The following is a 15,359-nucleotide window of genomic DNA, read 5'->3' as shown; positions in this document are numbered from 1 at the left end:
AACACAGCGGTGATTCGACGAACTCAGTTCAAGGAACGCTAATGCTCAACCTGATCCACCTGCGCACCCTCGTGGAAGTGCTGCGGCTCGGTTCCTTCACGGCGGCCGGCAATCGGCTGGGATACACGGCCTCGGCGGTGTCCCAGCAGATGTCGGCACTGGAGAAGGACATGGGCACGCGGTTGTTCGTGCGCAGCGCACGCAGCGTGCAGCCCACGCAGGCCGCGCATGCAGTGGGCCAACATGCGCTGAAGCTGTTGCGTGACGTCGACGGGTTGTTGGCCGCGGGGGCCGCCGCCAGCGGAGATGCGGTACGCGAGTTGCGCATCGGGGCATTCCCCTCGGCCGCGACGTTCATCTTGGGGGACGTCCTGGAATCAGTGCAGTGGCGGGAGCTGGGTGCGCAATTGAAAATTTCTATCGGGGAACCGAGCGCCGTCGTGCCGGGAGTTCGAGTCGGTGGGGAGCTGGATGCGGCCCTTGTGTACCAGGTGGGCGAATCCGGGCTGGTCCTGCCCCAGGGGGTGACCCGGCATTGGCTGGGGGAGGACCCGTTCCGCGTCGTTATTCCCGCCGCGGCGGGCTACCGGGAAGACCAGCGGATGGACGTCAATGCGCTGGGCGCGATGCCCTGGATCATCCACCTGCGCGGTTCCAGCGACGCGAACGTAGTTGACGCAGTGCTGGCCAACGCCGGCCTGCACCCGCGTATCGTGGCTTCCAGTGACGACTTCCACGCGACGCTGCGGCTGGTCGCCGCCGGCCATGGGGCAGCTATGGTGCCGCAACTGGCGATGGGCGCGCGGCCAACCGGACTGACGGCCGTGCAGGTGCCCGAGCTGCAGCTTTCCCGGAAGCTCATGGCGTTGTCGGCCGAGGACGCACCCGCGGACCTCGTCGGGGAACTAGTGGGGTGTTGCGAGAACCTGTTGCAGCCGGAGAATTGAGGCGTGGGGACCCGGGGACGCGACCACCCCCGCTGATCCGGTGGCGACCAGCGCCGGCTGGGGCGCTGAACCCCAAACTGCACGTCCCGTACGCGTCCATCTGGGCCAACGAAATGGTCAGCAGGCAGGCCAACGCTTGCTACCGGCGCGGGGCGGCAAGCTCCCGGCATCCTTAGGCCAGCCGGAGATCCGTGATGCAGGTGGCGCTGTCGTCGGTCGTGGAAAAGTCCGCCGAGCCGGAGTGGCCGTCGTAGGTTACTTCGATGGTGCCGTGGATGTCCCCGGGGACCCAGAACCCTGCGAAACCGTTGCTGAAGGTTGCAATCTGCTCATCCACCAGCGTCTTCCCGGTGGTGTCCTCAGTGATCTTGACGCTCATGTCCTTGTTGCCCAGCTCGCCAAGGCAGGTCGTCAGGCTGTGGTAGAAGCAGTCGTGGGTCTGGGTGAGATATGGGGCGACCGAGATGTAGGAACGGTCCTCGGGCAGGTCCAGCGTTACCTCGTTGTGGCCGGCGGTGAGCAGTAAATCGCCCTGCCGGACAGATGCCATCAAGTCGGTGGGCCGCTCGGCAGTGTCCAGCCGGTCGAGGTGGTCGATGATGCCGACCGCGTCCATATCGTCAAGCCCGAAGCCGACGAGGAATTCGGCGTCCGTGGCCTCCCCCGCGGAGGTAGTCCCGGGGGCTGGCGCGCAGGCAGTCAACATCAAGGCAAGCGCAGCCGCGGCCACAACGGCCCGTTCCATATCCATCTCCTCATCCCCGCACCATGGGCAACGCGGGGCCTACGGTGGTGATCTGTCCGCAAGAAAAGGACGACGACGGCACTTGTGCGCCGCCGTCGTCCTCATGAAGGGTGAATCAGTGCTGCGGCTCGCGGGCCTTCAGCAGGGGCGCGAAGAACTCGGCCAGCTCAGCGGTCGCGGACAGCGGCAGCACGTTCGCCACGTACTGGTCCGGCCGGACCACCACGATGGCGCCGTCGCGGGAGATGCCGCGGACGTCGAAGATGTCCTCATCCTTGGCGGTGCCGAAGACCTTCTCGAGGTTGGTCAACTGGAACGGGCCCACCTCGGGCTTGAACACGGCGGGTACGGCGTTGATGTCCACTTCCTCGTGATGCTGCTGGTAGATCACCTTCACATCGAACCAGGCGTCGAGGTCAGCGCCCTCAGGCCGGGCGGCGAGCGGGGAATCCGGTGCGGTCACCAGCCACTCGGACAGGTTGGCAACGGCCGCGGACTCGCCGGCCTGCGCCTGGTCGGCGAAGACATAGATGCGCCAGCGCCCGTCGGCCTCGGCCAGGTGGCCCAGGTGCAGCGGGTTGGTGTCGCAGACGCGGGAGACCTTGGCGGACTTGAAGCGCTTGCCGACGGGGAAGCCGGTGGCCAGGTCCGGGTGGCTGCGCGCGCCGGTCAGGATCGACTGGGCGTACTCGGTCATGAAGCCGGCCGGGAATTCGGCGGTGCGGACGTAGAAGTCCTCGAGCTCCGTGGGATCGGCGAACTCCTCGGGCTTCTTGGCCATCATCGTCGACCATTCCTTGTCGAAGTCGATGAGGTCCTTCGCCACCACCTGGCGCTCCGCGGAGTACGTGGAGAGCAGGCTCTCAGGGCTGCGGCCCTCCAGCACGTGTCCCAGCTTCCAGGCGATGTTGAAACCGTCCTGCATGGAGACGTTCATGCCCTGCCCGGCCTTGGCGCTGTGCGTGTGGCAGGCGTCGCCGGTGATGAAGACGCGCGGCGTGCGGGTGCCGACGTCCTCGGGCAGCAGGTCGTCGAACCGGTCGGTGAGGCGGTGGCCCACCTCGTACACGCTGTGCCAGGCGACGCTGCGCACGTCCACCGTGTACGGGGTCATGATCTCGTTGGCCTTGGCGATGATCTGCTCGATAGAGGTCTGGCGGATCTTGCCGTTGTCGTCGTCGGGCACCACGCCGAGGTCCACGTACATGCGGAACAGGTAGCCGCCCTCGCGCGGGATCAGCAGGATGGACCCGCCGTCGTGCGACTGGATGGCGCACTTGGTGCGGATGTCCGGGAAGTCGGTCTGGGCCAGCACGTCCATGACGCCCCAGGCATGGTTGGCGCTGTCGCCGGCCAGGGTGCTGCCGATCGCGGCGCGGACCTTGCTGCGGGCGCCGTCGCAACCCACCACGTACTTGGCGTTCACGATGCGCTCCGAGCCGGCGTCCGGGCCGGCGCTGCGGATCAGCGTCACCTTCACCGGGTAGTCGCCCTCGTCGGCAACCTCGAGGGTCTTGAATTCCCAGCCGTAGTCAGGCGTCAGGCGGGTGGGCGAGTTGGCCGCGACCTCGGCGAAGTAGTCCAGCACGCGCGCCTGGTTGACGATCAGGTGCGGGAACTCGCTGATGCCCATCTCGTCGTCGACCGCGCGGCCGCCGCGGACAATATGCTTGGGATTCTCGGTGCCCGGGCGCCAGAAGTTCATCTCGGTGAGCCAGAACGCCTCGGCGGTGATGCGCTCGGCGAAGCCGAAAGCCTGGAAGGTCTCCACGCTGCGGGCCTGGATGCCGTCGGCCTGGCCGAGGACCAGCCGTCCCTCCCGGCGCTCCACCAGCCGCGTGGTGATGTTCGGGAACTGGGCCAGCTGCGCGGCCGCGAGCATGCCGGCGGGACCCGAGCCCACGATGAGGACGTCGACCTCGTCGGGAAGCTCCTCGGGGCGGTCGATGCCTACGCCGGCTGCCGGCTTGACGCGCGGGTCTCCGGATACGTAACCGTGGTGGTGAAACTGCACGGGTGTCCTCACTTCTATTGCATCTGCGGCCGTCGCCAGTGTTCTATATTTGAACACCGGGTTCTATAACTGAATAACCGTTCGGTTGCAGATACTGTACGGCAAACATGACGCAGCTAACAAGTAACGCCGCTGTCAGCGGGTGATCCTCCGGGTCCGGCGGCGTGGTCCTCTCTAGCCGCCTGACTTGGGTGTGCGGGGACGGAAGGGCGGAATCGCGGTATCGCCGCACGCGGGGTTGCCCTGCGTGAAGTGATGGGGGTCACGAAAACTGTAACCGGCGGATGTTGACCGTAGAATCCGGCCAGCAACGACTCCAGATGCTGCGAGAGGACTTTCTGTGACCATCCCTTATTACGACGCCGATGCCGTGCGTGCCGCTGTTCCGTTCAGTCGCGCGGTGCGCGCCATCGAAGAGGGGCTGCAGTCCGGCGTGGATCCGGAATTGGACAGTCCCCGGTTGTTCAGCCCCGCGCCGGACGGGGAGTTTCTGCTGATGCCGACCGAGGGCGGCGGCCGCTACAGCGGGGTGAAGGTGGCGACAATCGCGCCGAAGAATCCGGCCCGCGGGCTGGAGAAGATCCAGGGCATCTACGTCTTGTTCGACGCCGAGACGCTGGCCCCGCTGGCGACGATGGACGGCGCGGAGCTCACAGCCATCCGCACTCCGGCTACAACCTTGGCGGCCGTGAAGAACATTGCGGCGGCGGCACCGGACGGCGAGGGCTTTGGGGATGCCCCGCAGGTGCTGGTCTTCGGCGCGGGGATACAAGCGCTGAACCACATCCGCGCCGCCAAATCCGTATTTCCGAACGCGGGCTTCGCGGTCGTCGGCCAGCGTCCGCAACGCATCTCGAACCTGATCGCCGTGCTGGCCGCGGAGGGAATAGAGGTGGCCGACGCAACCGGTGCGCCGGACGCTGCCGTGGCGGGCGCCGACGTCGTACTTTGCGTGACATCCTCGCCGAAGCCGCTGTTCGACGGCAGGCTGCCCAAGGACGGGGCGATCATCGCGTCGGTTGGGCAGCACGGCTTGGACGCCCGGGAGGTCGACGCGGCGCTGGTGCTGCGCAGCGACGTGGTCGTGGAAGGCCGGGCTTCGTCCTGGCGGGAGAGCGGGGACCTGATCCCGGCCCGCAGCGTGGAGGAATGGCGGCAAATCCAGCCGCCGAACCTGCGTGACCTTGTGCAGGGCAAGCTGGTCCGGCGCCCGCGCACGTGCTGCCTCTACACCGGCGTCGGCATGGCCTGGGAGGACCTGGTGACGGCGGCCGTGGTCTATGAAGAGGGCGGGCCGCGCGTTACCGGTGCGCGTACGTGAGGCAGTCCGCGTTGTCCGCGCCGGGACCCACGTGAACTTCGGGCGCCTGGCACATGAGGTGGTCGTTGTGGGTGCACTCGGTCCGCTGGCAGGCGCCGACGCTGGCCAGCACCTTGGGCAGCCCGCCGTGCACTCCGGTGTCGATAAAGGTGGCACAGGCGGCATGGTTCTCGCCGCCGGCCACGGTGATGGCGGCCGCATTGCATTCGCTGTGATCGTTGAAGGAACAGTTGGTCACTGAGCAGTCGCTGACGTGTGAAGTCACAGTCATGGCACTTCCTTCCATCCCGGGACCGCCCCGGGTTGGGCGGCTCCATTAACTACGGTAGGCCCGATGCGGACGATCAAAAAGGCATAAGAATGTGAGGTAATTGTCAGCGCGACAATAGGCGCCGGGCCCGCGGCTCAGGCGGCCGCGCGGCTGGCTGTCCGGCCGTGTACCAGGTAGTACAGCGGGATGCAGGCGAGCATGAGCAGGCCAAGCCAGCCGTACATTCCGTCGAAGCCGGTCAGCGGCACCAGCAGGCCCAGCAGCACCGGGCCGAAGCCGGTGCCGATGTCCAGCATCAGGTAGTAGGTGGCCAGGGCGGTGCCGAACCTCCGCTCCGCAACCAGCCGGACGGTAATGGCCTGCGTTCCGGGCAGCAGGGTCCCGAACCCGAGGCCGCTCAGCACCGCGGAGGCGACGACTATCCGGGTGTCCGGCCCGAGCGCCAGCAGCGCCAGGCCGGCGGCGAACAGCACCAGCGCGGGATACAGCACCACGTTGTCGCCGCGGCGGTCTTGGACCCTGCCGGCGGTCAGCCGCGACACCAGCACCGCGGCGGCAAACACCATAAAGAACAGCGCCGCCGCATCCGCCGCACCCGCGGCAGCGGCATACGAGGTGAGGAACGAGAGGATGCCGGAAAACGCCAGCCCGCTCACCAGCAGCACGGTGGTGATCGGCAGGACCTCGGGCGCGAACACCTTTCCGAGCAGGACCGCGGGGGTTCGGCGCTTCCTTTCAGGCTCGCCGCCCGGACCGCGCTGATTGACGACGGCGGTGGGCGCCGCCGGCGCTTCCGGCAGTTTCAGGATCAGGGTCACCGCCAACGCCGCGACGGAACAGGCCGCACAAAAGAGGAACGCGCCCTCGTAACTGCCGTCAACAACCAGCACCACCGCCAGCAGCGGCCCGAGGGCGGTGGCCAGCGTGGTGGAAACGGCGAAGTAGCCGGTGCCTTCGCTGCGGCGGGCGGGCGGAATCAGCGCCTGCGCACCGGCCGTGACGGCGGTGTTGGCGAGGCCGAAAGCCACACCGTGGGCCAGCCGCAGGACCACCAACGAGGTGAGGGAGTTTGCCGGGATGTACAGGAGGGAAGCCGCGACGAAGGCGGCCAGGCTGATCAGCAGCATCCGCCGCCGGCCCGCGTTGTCGATCAGCGGCCCGGCAAAGAACCGCGAGACGAGCGCCCCCAAAATGAAGGCGCTGGACGCAAAGCCGGCCCCGGCGTCGGAGGCTAGGAACCGCTGGGCCGCGTAGAGGGCCATGGACGTCATCAGCAGGTAGAACACGATGTAGATGAACAGATTCGCGCCGATGGCCAGCACGAAGTTTCTGCTCCACAGCTTCTCCTGCATGCGGACGGCCTCCTAGCCTGCCTGGACCGGTCCTCGTTGTCCCAGCGTTCCGGGCAGACCAGCAGTCCTGATTATGCCGCCGGGCTACACTTCCGGCACGCACGGACCGGTGCCCAGCAGCGCCAGGCCCGCCCGGTCGCCGTCGGCCAGTGCAGTCACGCCGTTTGCCCCGGCATACATCAGTTGCTCCGGATCATCCACATGCGCCAGCCCCAGCACGTGGCCGAGCTCGTGGATGATGACGGCGCGCACGTGCTCCCGACCGTCGGGATATGTGAGGACGTTCCGGAGCGCCGGCGCATCCAGGGTGATCTGGCCGGCGACGAGAACGTGCGGCGTTCCCCGTGCGCCGACCGAGGAGCTGCCGCCGAGTCCGGCTATATCTCCGGCCAGCCGGGACACTTCGTCGGGATCCGACCACGTGATCAGCACCGGCGCCCACCGCTTGCCGTACCGCTCCGGCTGAAAGCGTTCGCGGCCTTCCTCGGCGAAGGCCTCGTCAGTGGGTCCGTCGTAAACGAACTGCAGTCCGCTGGCCGCGGAAACCTCGGCGATGGCTTCCTGAATGATCGTGTCGCCCCCCGGCGGCGCATTGTCCGGACGGACCACGTAGTGGATGGGGCGGCAGGGGTCATAGGCGAGGAAGGGCTGCGAGGACTCCGGCGGTGTTGCGTACAACTCGTAGGCGTCCGACTCCGCGACGGCGGGCGGCCGGCCCAGGGGGTTGTCGGCGGCTTCGACGCCGCGGGGCGGAATGTCCGCGCCGGGAAGGTAGGGGGCTATCGCCGGCATGACGTGTCGGCTGAACACGCCCGGGGCGAAGCACAGGGCGATGACGAAGGCGAGGGCCAGCCCGGTCGACAGGCGGCCGGCGCGGCGCGGGGAGGTACCCCGCTGCACGGAACGCGGGCGGGACTTTGCCGCCGGGGTCGGCCAGCCGGCAGCGGGCCCCTCGGCGGGCCGGGGCGGGGAAGAGGTTCCCAGTGCCTCGTCCAACGCCCATTGCGGGATCCTCCCGCTGGGTGACCGCTTGACGCCCGGCTGCCCGGGCCGGGTTTGCGCCCCGGGGGACGCGTCCCTTGCCAGTCCCTCTGCCCGGTGCTGCATCTGCTTCCCCCAACTACCCCAATTCGGCTTCGCCGAACGACGACAGCAGCAAAATTATACGTTTCATCAAAAGGGAACCACCAGGGTAGAGGCAGCTCCAGGGCGGCCGCCGGCCAGAATAATTCCGCGGCCTACTGCCGCTCGGACGCCCGCACGGCCGACAGCCCGCCCGCGGCGAACGCCACCGTGCACGCGAGGACAAGAAGCAGGGGAGCGGTCCAGCCTCCGGTGACCGTGTTCAGCCATCCGGCCACCGGCGGTGCGCAGGTCGCGGCCAGATATCCGCCCGTCTGGATCCGGGCGGACGCGGAGGCCGCCTCGTTGTCGTTGCGGGCCACGCGCGGGATGACCGAGAAGATGGCCGTGAACCCGCCGCCCTGGGCGATCCCTCCCGTGATGGACCAGAGAATGTAGGCGTCGGGTGCCAGGAGCAGGCCGAGGGGGAGGGTCATCCACAAGACGGCGATGCCTGCCGTCGGCACCCAGAGCCGGGTTCGTGCTGCCACGAGCGGCACGCCGAAAGCGCCGACAATGGCGGCCACCTGGAAGAGCGAGGCCGTGGCTCCGGAGGCGGCAATGGACATGCCCCGGACTTCGGACAGCAGCAGGGGCAGCCAGGTGGTCGTTCCGTAGTAGGCGGCGGACTGGCCACAGAAGGCCAAGGTCAGCAACCAGATGATCCACCTATTGGGCCGCCCGCCGCCGGTCTTCGGGCGCGGCAGCGACGCCGTTCCGGATCTACCGGTGCCAACGGGTTTGGCTGCGGCGGTATCGGCGGGCGCTTCACCGGACGCGCGGTCCGGCCCGGCTGCCAAAGCCGCGCGCCGCCGTCGCGCCGTCGGCAGCCAGTAGGCGAGGCCGAGGATTGCCAACACGCCCCAGGCCGCCAGTGCCCACCGCCAGCCGACGAGCGCGGCGAGCGGGGCGGTGCCCAGCAAGGTCGCCATGGAGCCGACGTTCATCGTGGCCGAGTAGACGCCGGTGGCAGCGGAAACGCGGTTCCAGGGCACGTCGCGGCGAATCAGCACCGGAACCACGATGTTGCCGAGCGTGAGCGCCGCGCCGATGATCACCGTCCCTGTCAGCACCACCGGTACCGGGCCCAAGGATCGGATCACGGTTCCGGCCAGGACGCCGGCCAGGCACAGCACCACCGTAGCTTCCGGGCCCCAGCGCCGGATCGTCTGTGTGGCCAGGGGAGTAGCCAGCGCGAAGAGCAGCACCGGCAGTCCCGTGAGCAAACCCGCGCCCGCGGCCGACAGCCCGGTGTCGGCGCGGATGTCCCCGACGACGGCGGTGGGCGCGATGATCGGTGCACGCAGGCTTAAAGCCAGGATGGCGATGCCCAGAAGCACCCACGGCAATGCCGGCCGGGAGGCGAATGCGCGGACCGTGGCTGGCTCCTTCGGGTCATGTGGGCGGCAACGGAGAATCCCCCAGTCACCCTAGCCGAAGTGATCGGCGCCACCGCTGATGGTTTACGTCGAGGGTGGGCATCGCCGTCATTATTCGCGGCAGGCCTGCGCCGGGACGGGATTCCTTCTGCCCGGTGGTAAAGTCGGGAGAAGTATGCTTTCCGTCCGCACCCGCTGCACGGAAGGCCGTCGAAGCGCCTCGGGCGCATCGGCCACCCAAGACTTCAGTGCCGGCAACTCCGGCTTCGGGCGTTGATGCCCGGCAACACACCGCACCACAGATCGGAATCCATGAACACCAAGCCGTTGCAAACTCCTCCGAAACTCGCCAAGGACGCCTTGCGCATAGTCCCCTTGGGCGGACTGGGCGAGATCGGCCGGAACATGACGGTGTTCGAGTTCGGCGGCAAGCTGCTGATCGTGGACTGCGGCGTCTTGTTCCCCGAGGAGCAGCACCCGGGCGTGGACCTGATCCTGCCCGACTTCTCCTACATCCGCGAACGCCTCAACGACGTCGTCGGCATTGTCCTCACCCACGGGCACGAGGATCACATTGGCGGCGTGCCGTACCTGTTGAAGGAACGCGCCGACATCCCCGTGATCTCCGCGAAGCTGACGCTGGCCTTCGTGAAGACCAAGCTGCAGGAACACCGCCTGAACGCCAAGATGGTGCAGGTCAAGGAGGGCGACCGGAAGAAGTTCGGTCCGTTCGACCTGGAATTCCTGGCCGTCAACCACTCCATTCCGGACGGACTGGCCGTGGCCATCCGGACCGGGGCGGGGCTGGTGCTGGCAACCGGCGACTTCAAGATGGACCAGTTCCCGCTGGACCGCCGGATCACCGACCTGGCCGGGTTCGCGCGGCTGGGCGACGAGGGCGTGGACCTGTTCCTGCCGGATTCCACCAACGCCGAAGTCCCCGGTTTCCTCGCTGCCGAGGCCGATCTGGTGCCGGCCATCGATACGGTCATGCGCACCGCCCCGCGCCGCGTGATCGTCTCCAGTTTCGCCAGCCACGTGCACCGCATCCAGCAGGTCATCGACGTGGCACACAAGTACGGCCGCAAGGTCGCCTTCGTGGGCCGGTCCATGGTGCGCAACATGACGACGGCGCGCGAGCTCGGCTACCTGAACATCCCGCGCGGGGTGCTCGTGGACTTCAAGGAACTGGAGAAGCTGCCGCCCACCAAGGCCGTGCTGATCTGCACCGGCTCCCAGGGCGAGCCGATGGCTGCGCTGGCCCGCATGGCCGGCGGCGACCACATGATCGACCTGACCGAAGGCGACACCGTGCTGCTGGCGTCCTCGCTGGTGCCGGGCAACGAATCCTCCATCTACCGGCTGATCAACGACCTGACCAAGCGCGGCGCCAACGTGGTGCACAAGGGCAACGCGAAGGTGCACGTCTCCGGCCACGCCTCGGCCGGCGAGCTGGTGTACTGCTACAACCTGGTCCGCCCGAAGAACGTGCTGCCCGTCCACGGCGAGCACCGCCACCTGAAGGCCAATGCCGAACTGGCCGTTCGTACCGGCGTGGACCCGAAGCGCGCGCTGATCGTGGAAGACGGCACCACCATCGACCTGAAGGACGGCGTGGCCCGGGTTTCCGGCCAGATCGCAGCCGACTACGTCTACGTGGAGAACATGGTGGCCGGCGCGGCCACCGAAGCCTCCCTGCAGGACCGGCTCCGGCTGGCCGAAGACGGCGCAGTCACCGCGCTGCTGATCGTCAACCCGGACACCGGGCGGCTGGAGGAAGACCCGGAGTTCTTCCCGGTCGGCTTCGCCCCGGCGGTCGAGCAGTTGGAGAAGGCCACCGGCATCGTGGAGAAGACGCTGATGCAAATGCGCGGCGACAAGACCGGCCCGGACGCCGAGAAGGCGATCGCGCAGGCCCTGATCCGCTGGTCCGACCGGGCGCTGCGGCGCAAGCCCGTGGTCACGGTCATCATCGTGGAGGCGTAGCCGGCCCGTTCGCCACAGCGAAGAAAGCCGGGAGGGACGGACGGGCATAAGCCCGTCCGTCCCTCCGCTCTTTTAAGGAGCGCTCCTGCCTCCCGCTCACTGCCCGAGGGCCGGCGGGTTCCGGCAGCCCGTGGAGGAATTCCTGGTCACCGGCGCTCCTTCTGCCGTGAATCAGCCGTTGGCCGCCGGCTTTCCCGGGCGGCGAGCCTGCCCGAAAGCGGTCCCAGCACGATGAGCGAGGCCCAGGTGAGCTTTCCCGCCGTCCCGCCGGCGGCGAAGGCCACCGGGATCGATATCGCGAAGACCAGCGGCGGGACGAGGGAATCGAGCACGAACGCCCGATGCTGCCTGCGGTTCATCGGCTCGATCTCGAGGCGGTTCCTGCGGGCGATCTCGAACATGGCCAGCTGCGCCAAGGCAGCGAGGGCAAGGTTGGCTGCGTACAGCACGGTCGACAGTTCCAGGGACGAGGTTTCGGGGTCGCTGATGCCCTGCGTGGTGAACGGAATCAGGATGACGAAGGAGGCAGCCACCAGGTTCGCCGTCGTCGTTGCGGAATCCAGCGCCGAGAGCCGTTGTATCAGGCGGAGGCTCATCCGCCAGAACACGGCGATCACCACGAAACTCAGGACGAAACCGGCAAGCTGATGCACCAGGCCGGAGCCTGCCAGCGACCGGAGGTCTTGCCATGCCTCCGGCGAAGGAGCATCCAGGTTGGTGATCAGCAGCGTGATGGCAAAACCGTAGATCACGTCGTAAAAGCCGATGCCGCGGTCAAACTCGCTGGACTCCCGGGCCAACATGGCGGAATTGCGCTCCGGCTGTTCGGAATGTTCCGCGGAGCTTTCGGGGCCCGCGCCGTATGCCGGCGGTTCGCCGTCCCGGGGTTGTGCCACGAGATCAGCGTGGCGCAAACCGTGGTCACTATGCAATGGGCGGAAGGCGCGAGGGCGGCGCCCGCCTCTGGTCGGGACTGAGGCCCGATGGTGTACCCCGCACCGCCGTCGTTGGTGGCGCAGTGGCGCGGCGCGGGAAAGCGCCGCGCCACTGCTGGCAAGGCCGGCTACGGGACCGGGATGGTCCCGGCGTAGTCGGTGTTGTAGCCGGTGACCGGCTGATGCGGGATCTCCTCCCAGCGGTCCGCGTCCTCCTGCTGGACTTCGCCGGTGGCCAGGCCCAGGAGCAGTTCCTTCATGGCGAGCAGATTCTGCCTGACGCTCTTGCCCCTCGCCTTCTGGCCGAGGCTGCCGTCGGACGTGTTGCCGGACGTTTCGAAGAAGACCACGGGGTTGGAGTGGCCCTCCGGGTTCATTCCCTGATAGTCCAGGCCCAGCATCATGGCCGAGACCACGCCGCCCTTGATGTCGATCTCAAGGCCGTTGCCCACCTGGTAGCGGTCCATATTGATGGAACCGTACTGGGAGAGTTCGTCGTAGACGTGGACGTGCATCTGGCGGGTCAGTTCGTCGTAGGCCCCGTCTTTGATCCCCGGCAGGGTCGGTCCGCCCGGGGCGAGCGAGATGCCCAACGACAGCGTGACGTCGTCGCCGGTGCCCCACTCCTTCTTCAGGCCCTGGTGGTGGATGTCGATCCCGTAGGCCGGCTTCACATCGGTCCAGTACTCGTAGAAGGCCAGCGACTCGTTGGCCACGAATCCGGTGGGCGTCCAGTCCCGGTTCAGGTCGATCCGCTGTTCCCGCCCGTTGGCGCCGAACTCCGGCAGATCGGCGGCCTGGTCCCAGAGCACGGTGTGGCGGATGTTCGCCTCTGAACCGTCCGGGTTGTACATCGGGATGAAGTGGAAGGTGAACTTCTCGCGCAGCAGCTGATAGTCCGCCGAACCGTTGGTGCCCAGGTCCTTCAGCAGCGACAGGATCGACTCGGTGCCGTAGGGTTCGTTGCCGTGGATGCGGCCCTGGATCCACACATGCTCGGCGCCGGTGCCGACGGTGGCCACCCAGAGGTCGCGGCCCTGCTCGGACTTGTTGACCTGCGTGCCGGCCTCCTCCAGCGTGAAGGCGTCCACGCCGAAGCGGCTGTTCTTTTCCAGCTTCCGCAGTTCCTTCACGAGGTCGTCATAGGTCAGGATGCTGGCGGTATTGGTGTTGCCCTCGGTGGAGGGGAAGTTGGCATCCGCAAGAACAGGGGTTGCGGCGCTAAAGGGAATGACGACGGCGAGGGCCGCCGCCGCGGCCAGGCTGCGGTAGCGCCGGGGCTTGGTCGAACCGTGGCTGGTGCTGCTTTTGGGCTGGTGCGTCACTGCATGTCCTCCAAAGGTTGAGCGATTCATGCTTCAGCGCAGCCGGCTCAGGCGGCTGCGCTGAAGGGATCGGCGGCTCGAGGGAACTGCCGGTAATGAGACGCTAGCGGTGGGTCCCGGGATTGCACCAGAGTTCAGGGGCGGATCGCGGACTGCCACCCCATAGTTGCCGGCCGCGGCGTCCAACGACCCGCCACGGCTGCATCCGGGGTCCGGGAAACCGCGCGGCGGCCGCCTGCCGCCGCCCCGCACGGCTACCCGTCGCTCCGGGCAGGGGATAACCTCGACGTGTGACCCCTGAGGAACTGGTCAACCTGGCGCATCTGCGCCGGGCGCGGGACCTGATCGACCGGGACTTTGCCCGGCCTCTCGATGTGCCGACGATGGCGGCGAAGGCGCTGATGTCGCCGGCGCATTTTTCGCGCCGGTTCAAGGCGGCCTACGGGGAGACGCCCTACAACTACCTGATGACCCGCCGGATTGAGCGCGCGATGGCGCTGCTGCGCTCCGGGGCGAGCGTCACGTACGCGTGCATGGAGGTGGGCAGCACCTCGCTGGGATCGTTCAGCACCCGGTTCACCCAGCTGGTGGGCGAAACCCCCAGCGCTTATCGGGCCCGGGAGCATCCGGCGGCCGAGGCGATGCCGCCCTGCATCGCGAAGCTGCTGACCCGGCCCGTGAACCCGAGATCGAGCAGGATCGAAGAAGCGGCCGCCCCGGCCCCTGCGTAGGTTGGGTGCATGAGCATTTCACTTCAGTACTGCAACATCACGGTCAATGACCCCGCGGAATCCATCCCGTTCTACCGGGACGGCCTGGGGCTGGAAGTCCGCAACGACGTCGCCAACGACGGCTTCCACTGGATCACCATGGGCAGCCCCGACCAGCCCGGGCTGGAGCTGGTGCTGTCCGCTCCCCACGCCGGGCGCTCGCAGGCCGACGGCGACCAGCTCCAGGAGCTGCTGGTCAAGGGCGTACTGCCCATGCTGGTCTTCAGCACCGATGACCTGGACGCCGCCTTCGAACGGCTGGTGTCCATCGGGGCGGAGGTCCTGCAGGAGCCCATGGACCAGCCGTGGGGACCGCGCGACTGCGCCGTCCGCGACCCTTCGGGCAACATGATCCGAATCAATCAGGACAAGTAACCCCGGAACGACGGCGGCCGCTCACCGGTTGAGGCGAGCCTCCGCCGTCGTCCCATACCCCGGCATGCGTCCGCGGGTCACGTGTCCGTGACGGGCGCCGCGTGGGGCAGCAGCGACGACGGCGCCGCTCCGACCATCACTTCCACGGCGCGGGCGAGGTGGGTGTGCCGGTCGCTGACCCCGTTCCAGCGCACCAGCCCCTGGGCATTCAGCCCGTCGATCATGCCCAGAACCTGCCAGGCCACGGTTTCCGCGTCCGGCGTGGTGAATTCGCCGGCGGCAACGCCCGCCTCGAGCAGCTCCCGGATCACCGCCTGCCACGCGTCCATCTGCGCGCGCACGCTGACTGCCAGCGCCTCGTTCCGGCGGCCCAAGGACCACGCTTCCACCCATACCGCCGTCACATCCAGCCGGCGGTCGTCCAGGAGCGTGTCAAGCAGCAGGCCGAGGCCCTGCCGGGGCGTGGGCCTCTCCGCCAACATGGCCGACACCTCATCGATTTCGGCGGCCACGATGGAGGTGAAGGCGCCGGCCACGAGGACGTCGACGGTGGGGTGGTAGTGCGCCACCAAGCCCGGGGCCACACCGGCCCTGCCCGCCACGTTGCGCAGGGTGATCGCGGCAAGGCCCTGCTCGAGCCCGATGGCCCGGGCCGCTTCGGCGAGTTCCGCGGCGCGTTCGGCGGGCGCCTTGCGCGGGGTGCGTTTGGGTGTGCTTGACATCACAGAACAGTCTAGAGTAACTTCGCTGCATTATTGATCAAGCGATCAACAAGCGGGCCGGGCGGCCCTTCCTGTTCCTCACGAGACGGAGGCCT

The 15,359-nt window shown here is 67.8% G+C and carries 14 protein-coding genes; 5 read left to right on the top strand and 9 right to left on the bottom strand.

The window, feature by feature from the left end:
• The first annotated feature begins 41 nt into the window (after positions 1 to 41).
• A complete protein-coding gene (locus tag AC5RW2_RS17000) occupies positions 42 to 947 on the top strand; it encodes a LysR family transcriptional regulator (protein ID WP_494024441.1) in 906 nt (301 codons plus the stop codon).
• A gap of 172 nt (positions 948 to 1,119) precedes the next feature.
• Here the strand turns inward: AC5RW2_RS17000 and AC5RW2_RS16995 are convergent, their stop codons facing one another.
• Both AC5RW2_RS16995 and AC5RW2_RS16990 read right to left on the bottom strand, forming a co-directional pair.
• Positions 1,120 to 1,692 carry a CueP family metal-binding protein gene (locus AC5RW2_RS16995; protein WP_494074281.1) on the bottom strand — a complete coding sequence of 191 codons (573 nt, stop codon included), beginning with the start codon at positions 1,690 to 1,692 and terminating at the stop codon, positions 1,120 to 1,122.
• A 115-nt stretch (positions 1,693 to 1,807) separates the two neighbouring features.
• Positions 1,808 to 3,706 carry an FAD-binding monooxygenase gene (locus AC5RW2_RS16990; RefSeq protein ID WP_494024715.1) on the bottom strand — a complete coding sequence of 633 codons (1,899 nt, stop codon included), beginning with the start codon at positions 3,704 to 3,706 and terminating at the stop codon, positions 1,808 to 1,810.
• A 340-nt stretch (positions 3,707 to 4,046) separates the two neighbouring features.
• Between AC5RW2_RS16990 and AC5RW2_RS16985 the strand changes: the two genes are divergently transcribed.
• The gene (locus AC5RW2_RS16985) at positions 4,047 to 5,027 is read left to right on the top strand and encodes an ornithine cyclodeaminase family protein (protein ID WP_494013158.1); all 981 of its coding nucleotides are present in this window, start codon (positions 4,047 to 4,049) and stop codon (positions 5,025 to 5,027) included.
• Here the strand turns inward: AC5RW2_RS16985 and AC5RW2_RS16980 are convergent.
• The 4 genes from AC5RW2_RS16980 to AC5RW2_RS16965 form a co-directional block, all read right to left on the bottom strand.
• Entirely contained in the window at positions 5,008 to 5,292 is a 285-nt protein-coding gene (locus AC5RW2_RS16980; RefSeq protein ID WP_494002346.1) for a DUF1540 domain-containing protein, read from the bottom strand. The genes AC5RW2_RS16985 and AC5RW2_RS16980 overlap by 20 nt on opposite strands.
• Positions 5,293 to 5,432: 140 nt before the next feature.
• A complete protein-coding gene (locus AC5RW2_RS16975) occupies positions 5,433 to 6,650 on the bottom strand; it encodes an MFS transporter (protein WP_494074280.1) in 1,218 nt (405 codons plus the stop codon).
• Between the two features lie 84 nt (positions 6,651 to 6,734).
• The gene (locus AC5RW2_RS16970; RefSeq protein WP_494074279.1) at positions 6,735 to 7,757 is read right to left on the bottom strand and encodes a matrixin family metalloprotease; all 1,023 of its coding nucleotides are present in this window, start codon (positions 7,755 to 7,757) and stop codon (positions 6,735 to 6,737) included.
• A 131-nt stretch (positions 7,758 to 7,888) separates the two neighbouring features.
• On the bottom strand, positions 7,889 to 9,121 hold the full coding sequence (locus tag AC5RW2_RS16965; protein WP_494074278.1) for an MFS transporter: 1,233 nt from the start codon (positions 9,119 to 9,121) through the stop codon (positions 7,889 to 7,891).
• A gap of 342 nt (positions 9,122 to 9,463) precedes the next feature.
• Between AC5RW2_RS16965 and AC5RW2_RS16960 the strand changes: the two genes are divergently transcribed.
• Positions 9,464 to 11,137, top strand: coding sequence for a ribonuclease J (locus AC5RW2_RS16960; protein WP_494002171.1), 1,674 nt, complete (start codon positions 9,464 to 9,466; stop codon positions 11,135 to 11,137).
• 146 nt (positions 11,138 to 11,283) lie between these two features.
• Here the strand turns inward: AC5RW2_RS16960 and AC5RW2_RS16955 are convergent, their stop codons facing one another.
• Positions 11,284 to 12,033: a TMEM175 family protein gene (locus AC5RW2_RS16955; protein WP_494074277.1), complete on the bottom strand. Its 750-nt coding sequence runs from the start codon at positions 12,031 to 12,033 to the stop codon at positions 11,284 to 11,286.
• A 167-nt stretch (positions 12,034 to 12,200) separates the two neighbouring features.
• Positions 12,201 to 13,397 carry a M14 family zinc carboxypeptidase gene (locus AC5RW2_RS16950; protein ID WP_494002173.1) on the bottom strand — a complete coding sequence of 399 codons (1,197 nt, stop codon included), beginning with the start codon at positions 13,395 to 13,397 and terminating at the stop codon, positions 12,201 to 12,203.
• 290 nt (positions 13,398 to 13,687) lie between these two features.
• Between AC5RW2_RS16950 and AC5RW2_RS16945 the strand changes: the two genes are divergently transcribed.
• Positions 13,688 to 14,128: a helix-turn-helix domain-containing protein gene (locus AC5RW2_RS16945; protein ID WP_494002174.1), complete on the top strand. Its 441-nt coding sequence runs from the start codon at positions 13,688 to 13,690 to the stop codon at positions 14,126 to 14,128.
• A 9-nt stretch (positions 14,129 to 14,137) separates the two neighbouring features.
• Complete coding sequence (locus AC5RW2_RS16940) at positions 14,138 to 14,542, top strand: VOC family protein (protein ID WP_494013154.1); 405 nt, start codon at positions 14,138 to 14,140, stop codon at positions 14,540 to 14,542.
• A gap of 77 nt (positions 14,543 to 14,619) precedes the next feature.
• Here AC5RW2_RS16940 and AC5RW2_RS16935 read toward each other — a convergent pair whose 3' ends face one another.
• Positions 14,620 to 15,264: a TetR/AcrR family transcriptional regulator gene (locus AC5RW2_RS16935; RefSeq protein WP_494074276.1), complete on the bottom strand. Its 645-nt coding sequence runs from the start codon at positions 15,262 to 15,264 to the stop codon at positions 14,620 to 14,622.
• Between the last annotated feature and the right edge of the window lie 95 nt (positions 15,265 to 15,359).

Source organism: Arthrobacter sp. B0316-1-20, from assembly GCF_059091865.1.
Note: the sequence above shows the minus strand (reverse complement) of the source record. Positions and strands in the feature narration are given on the sequence as shown.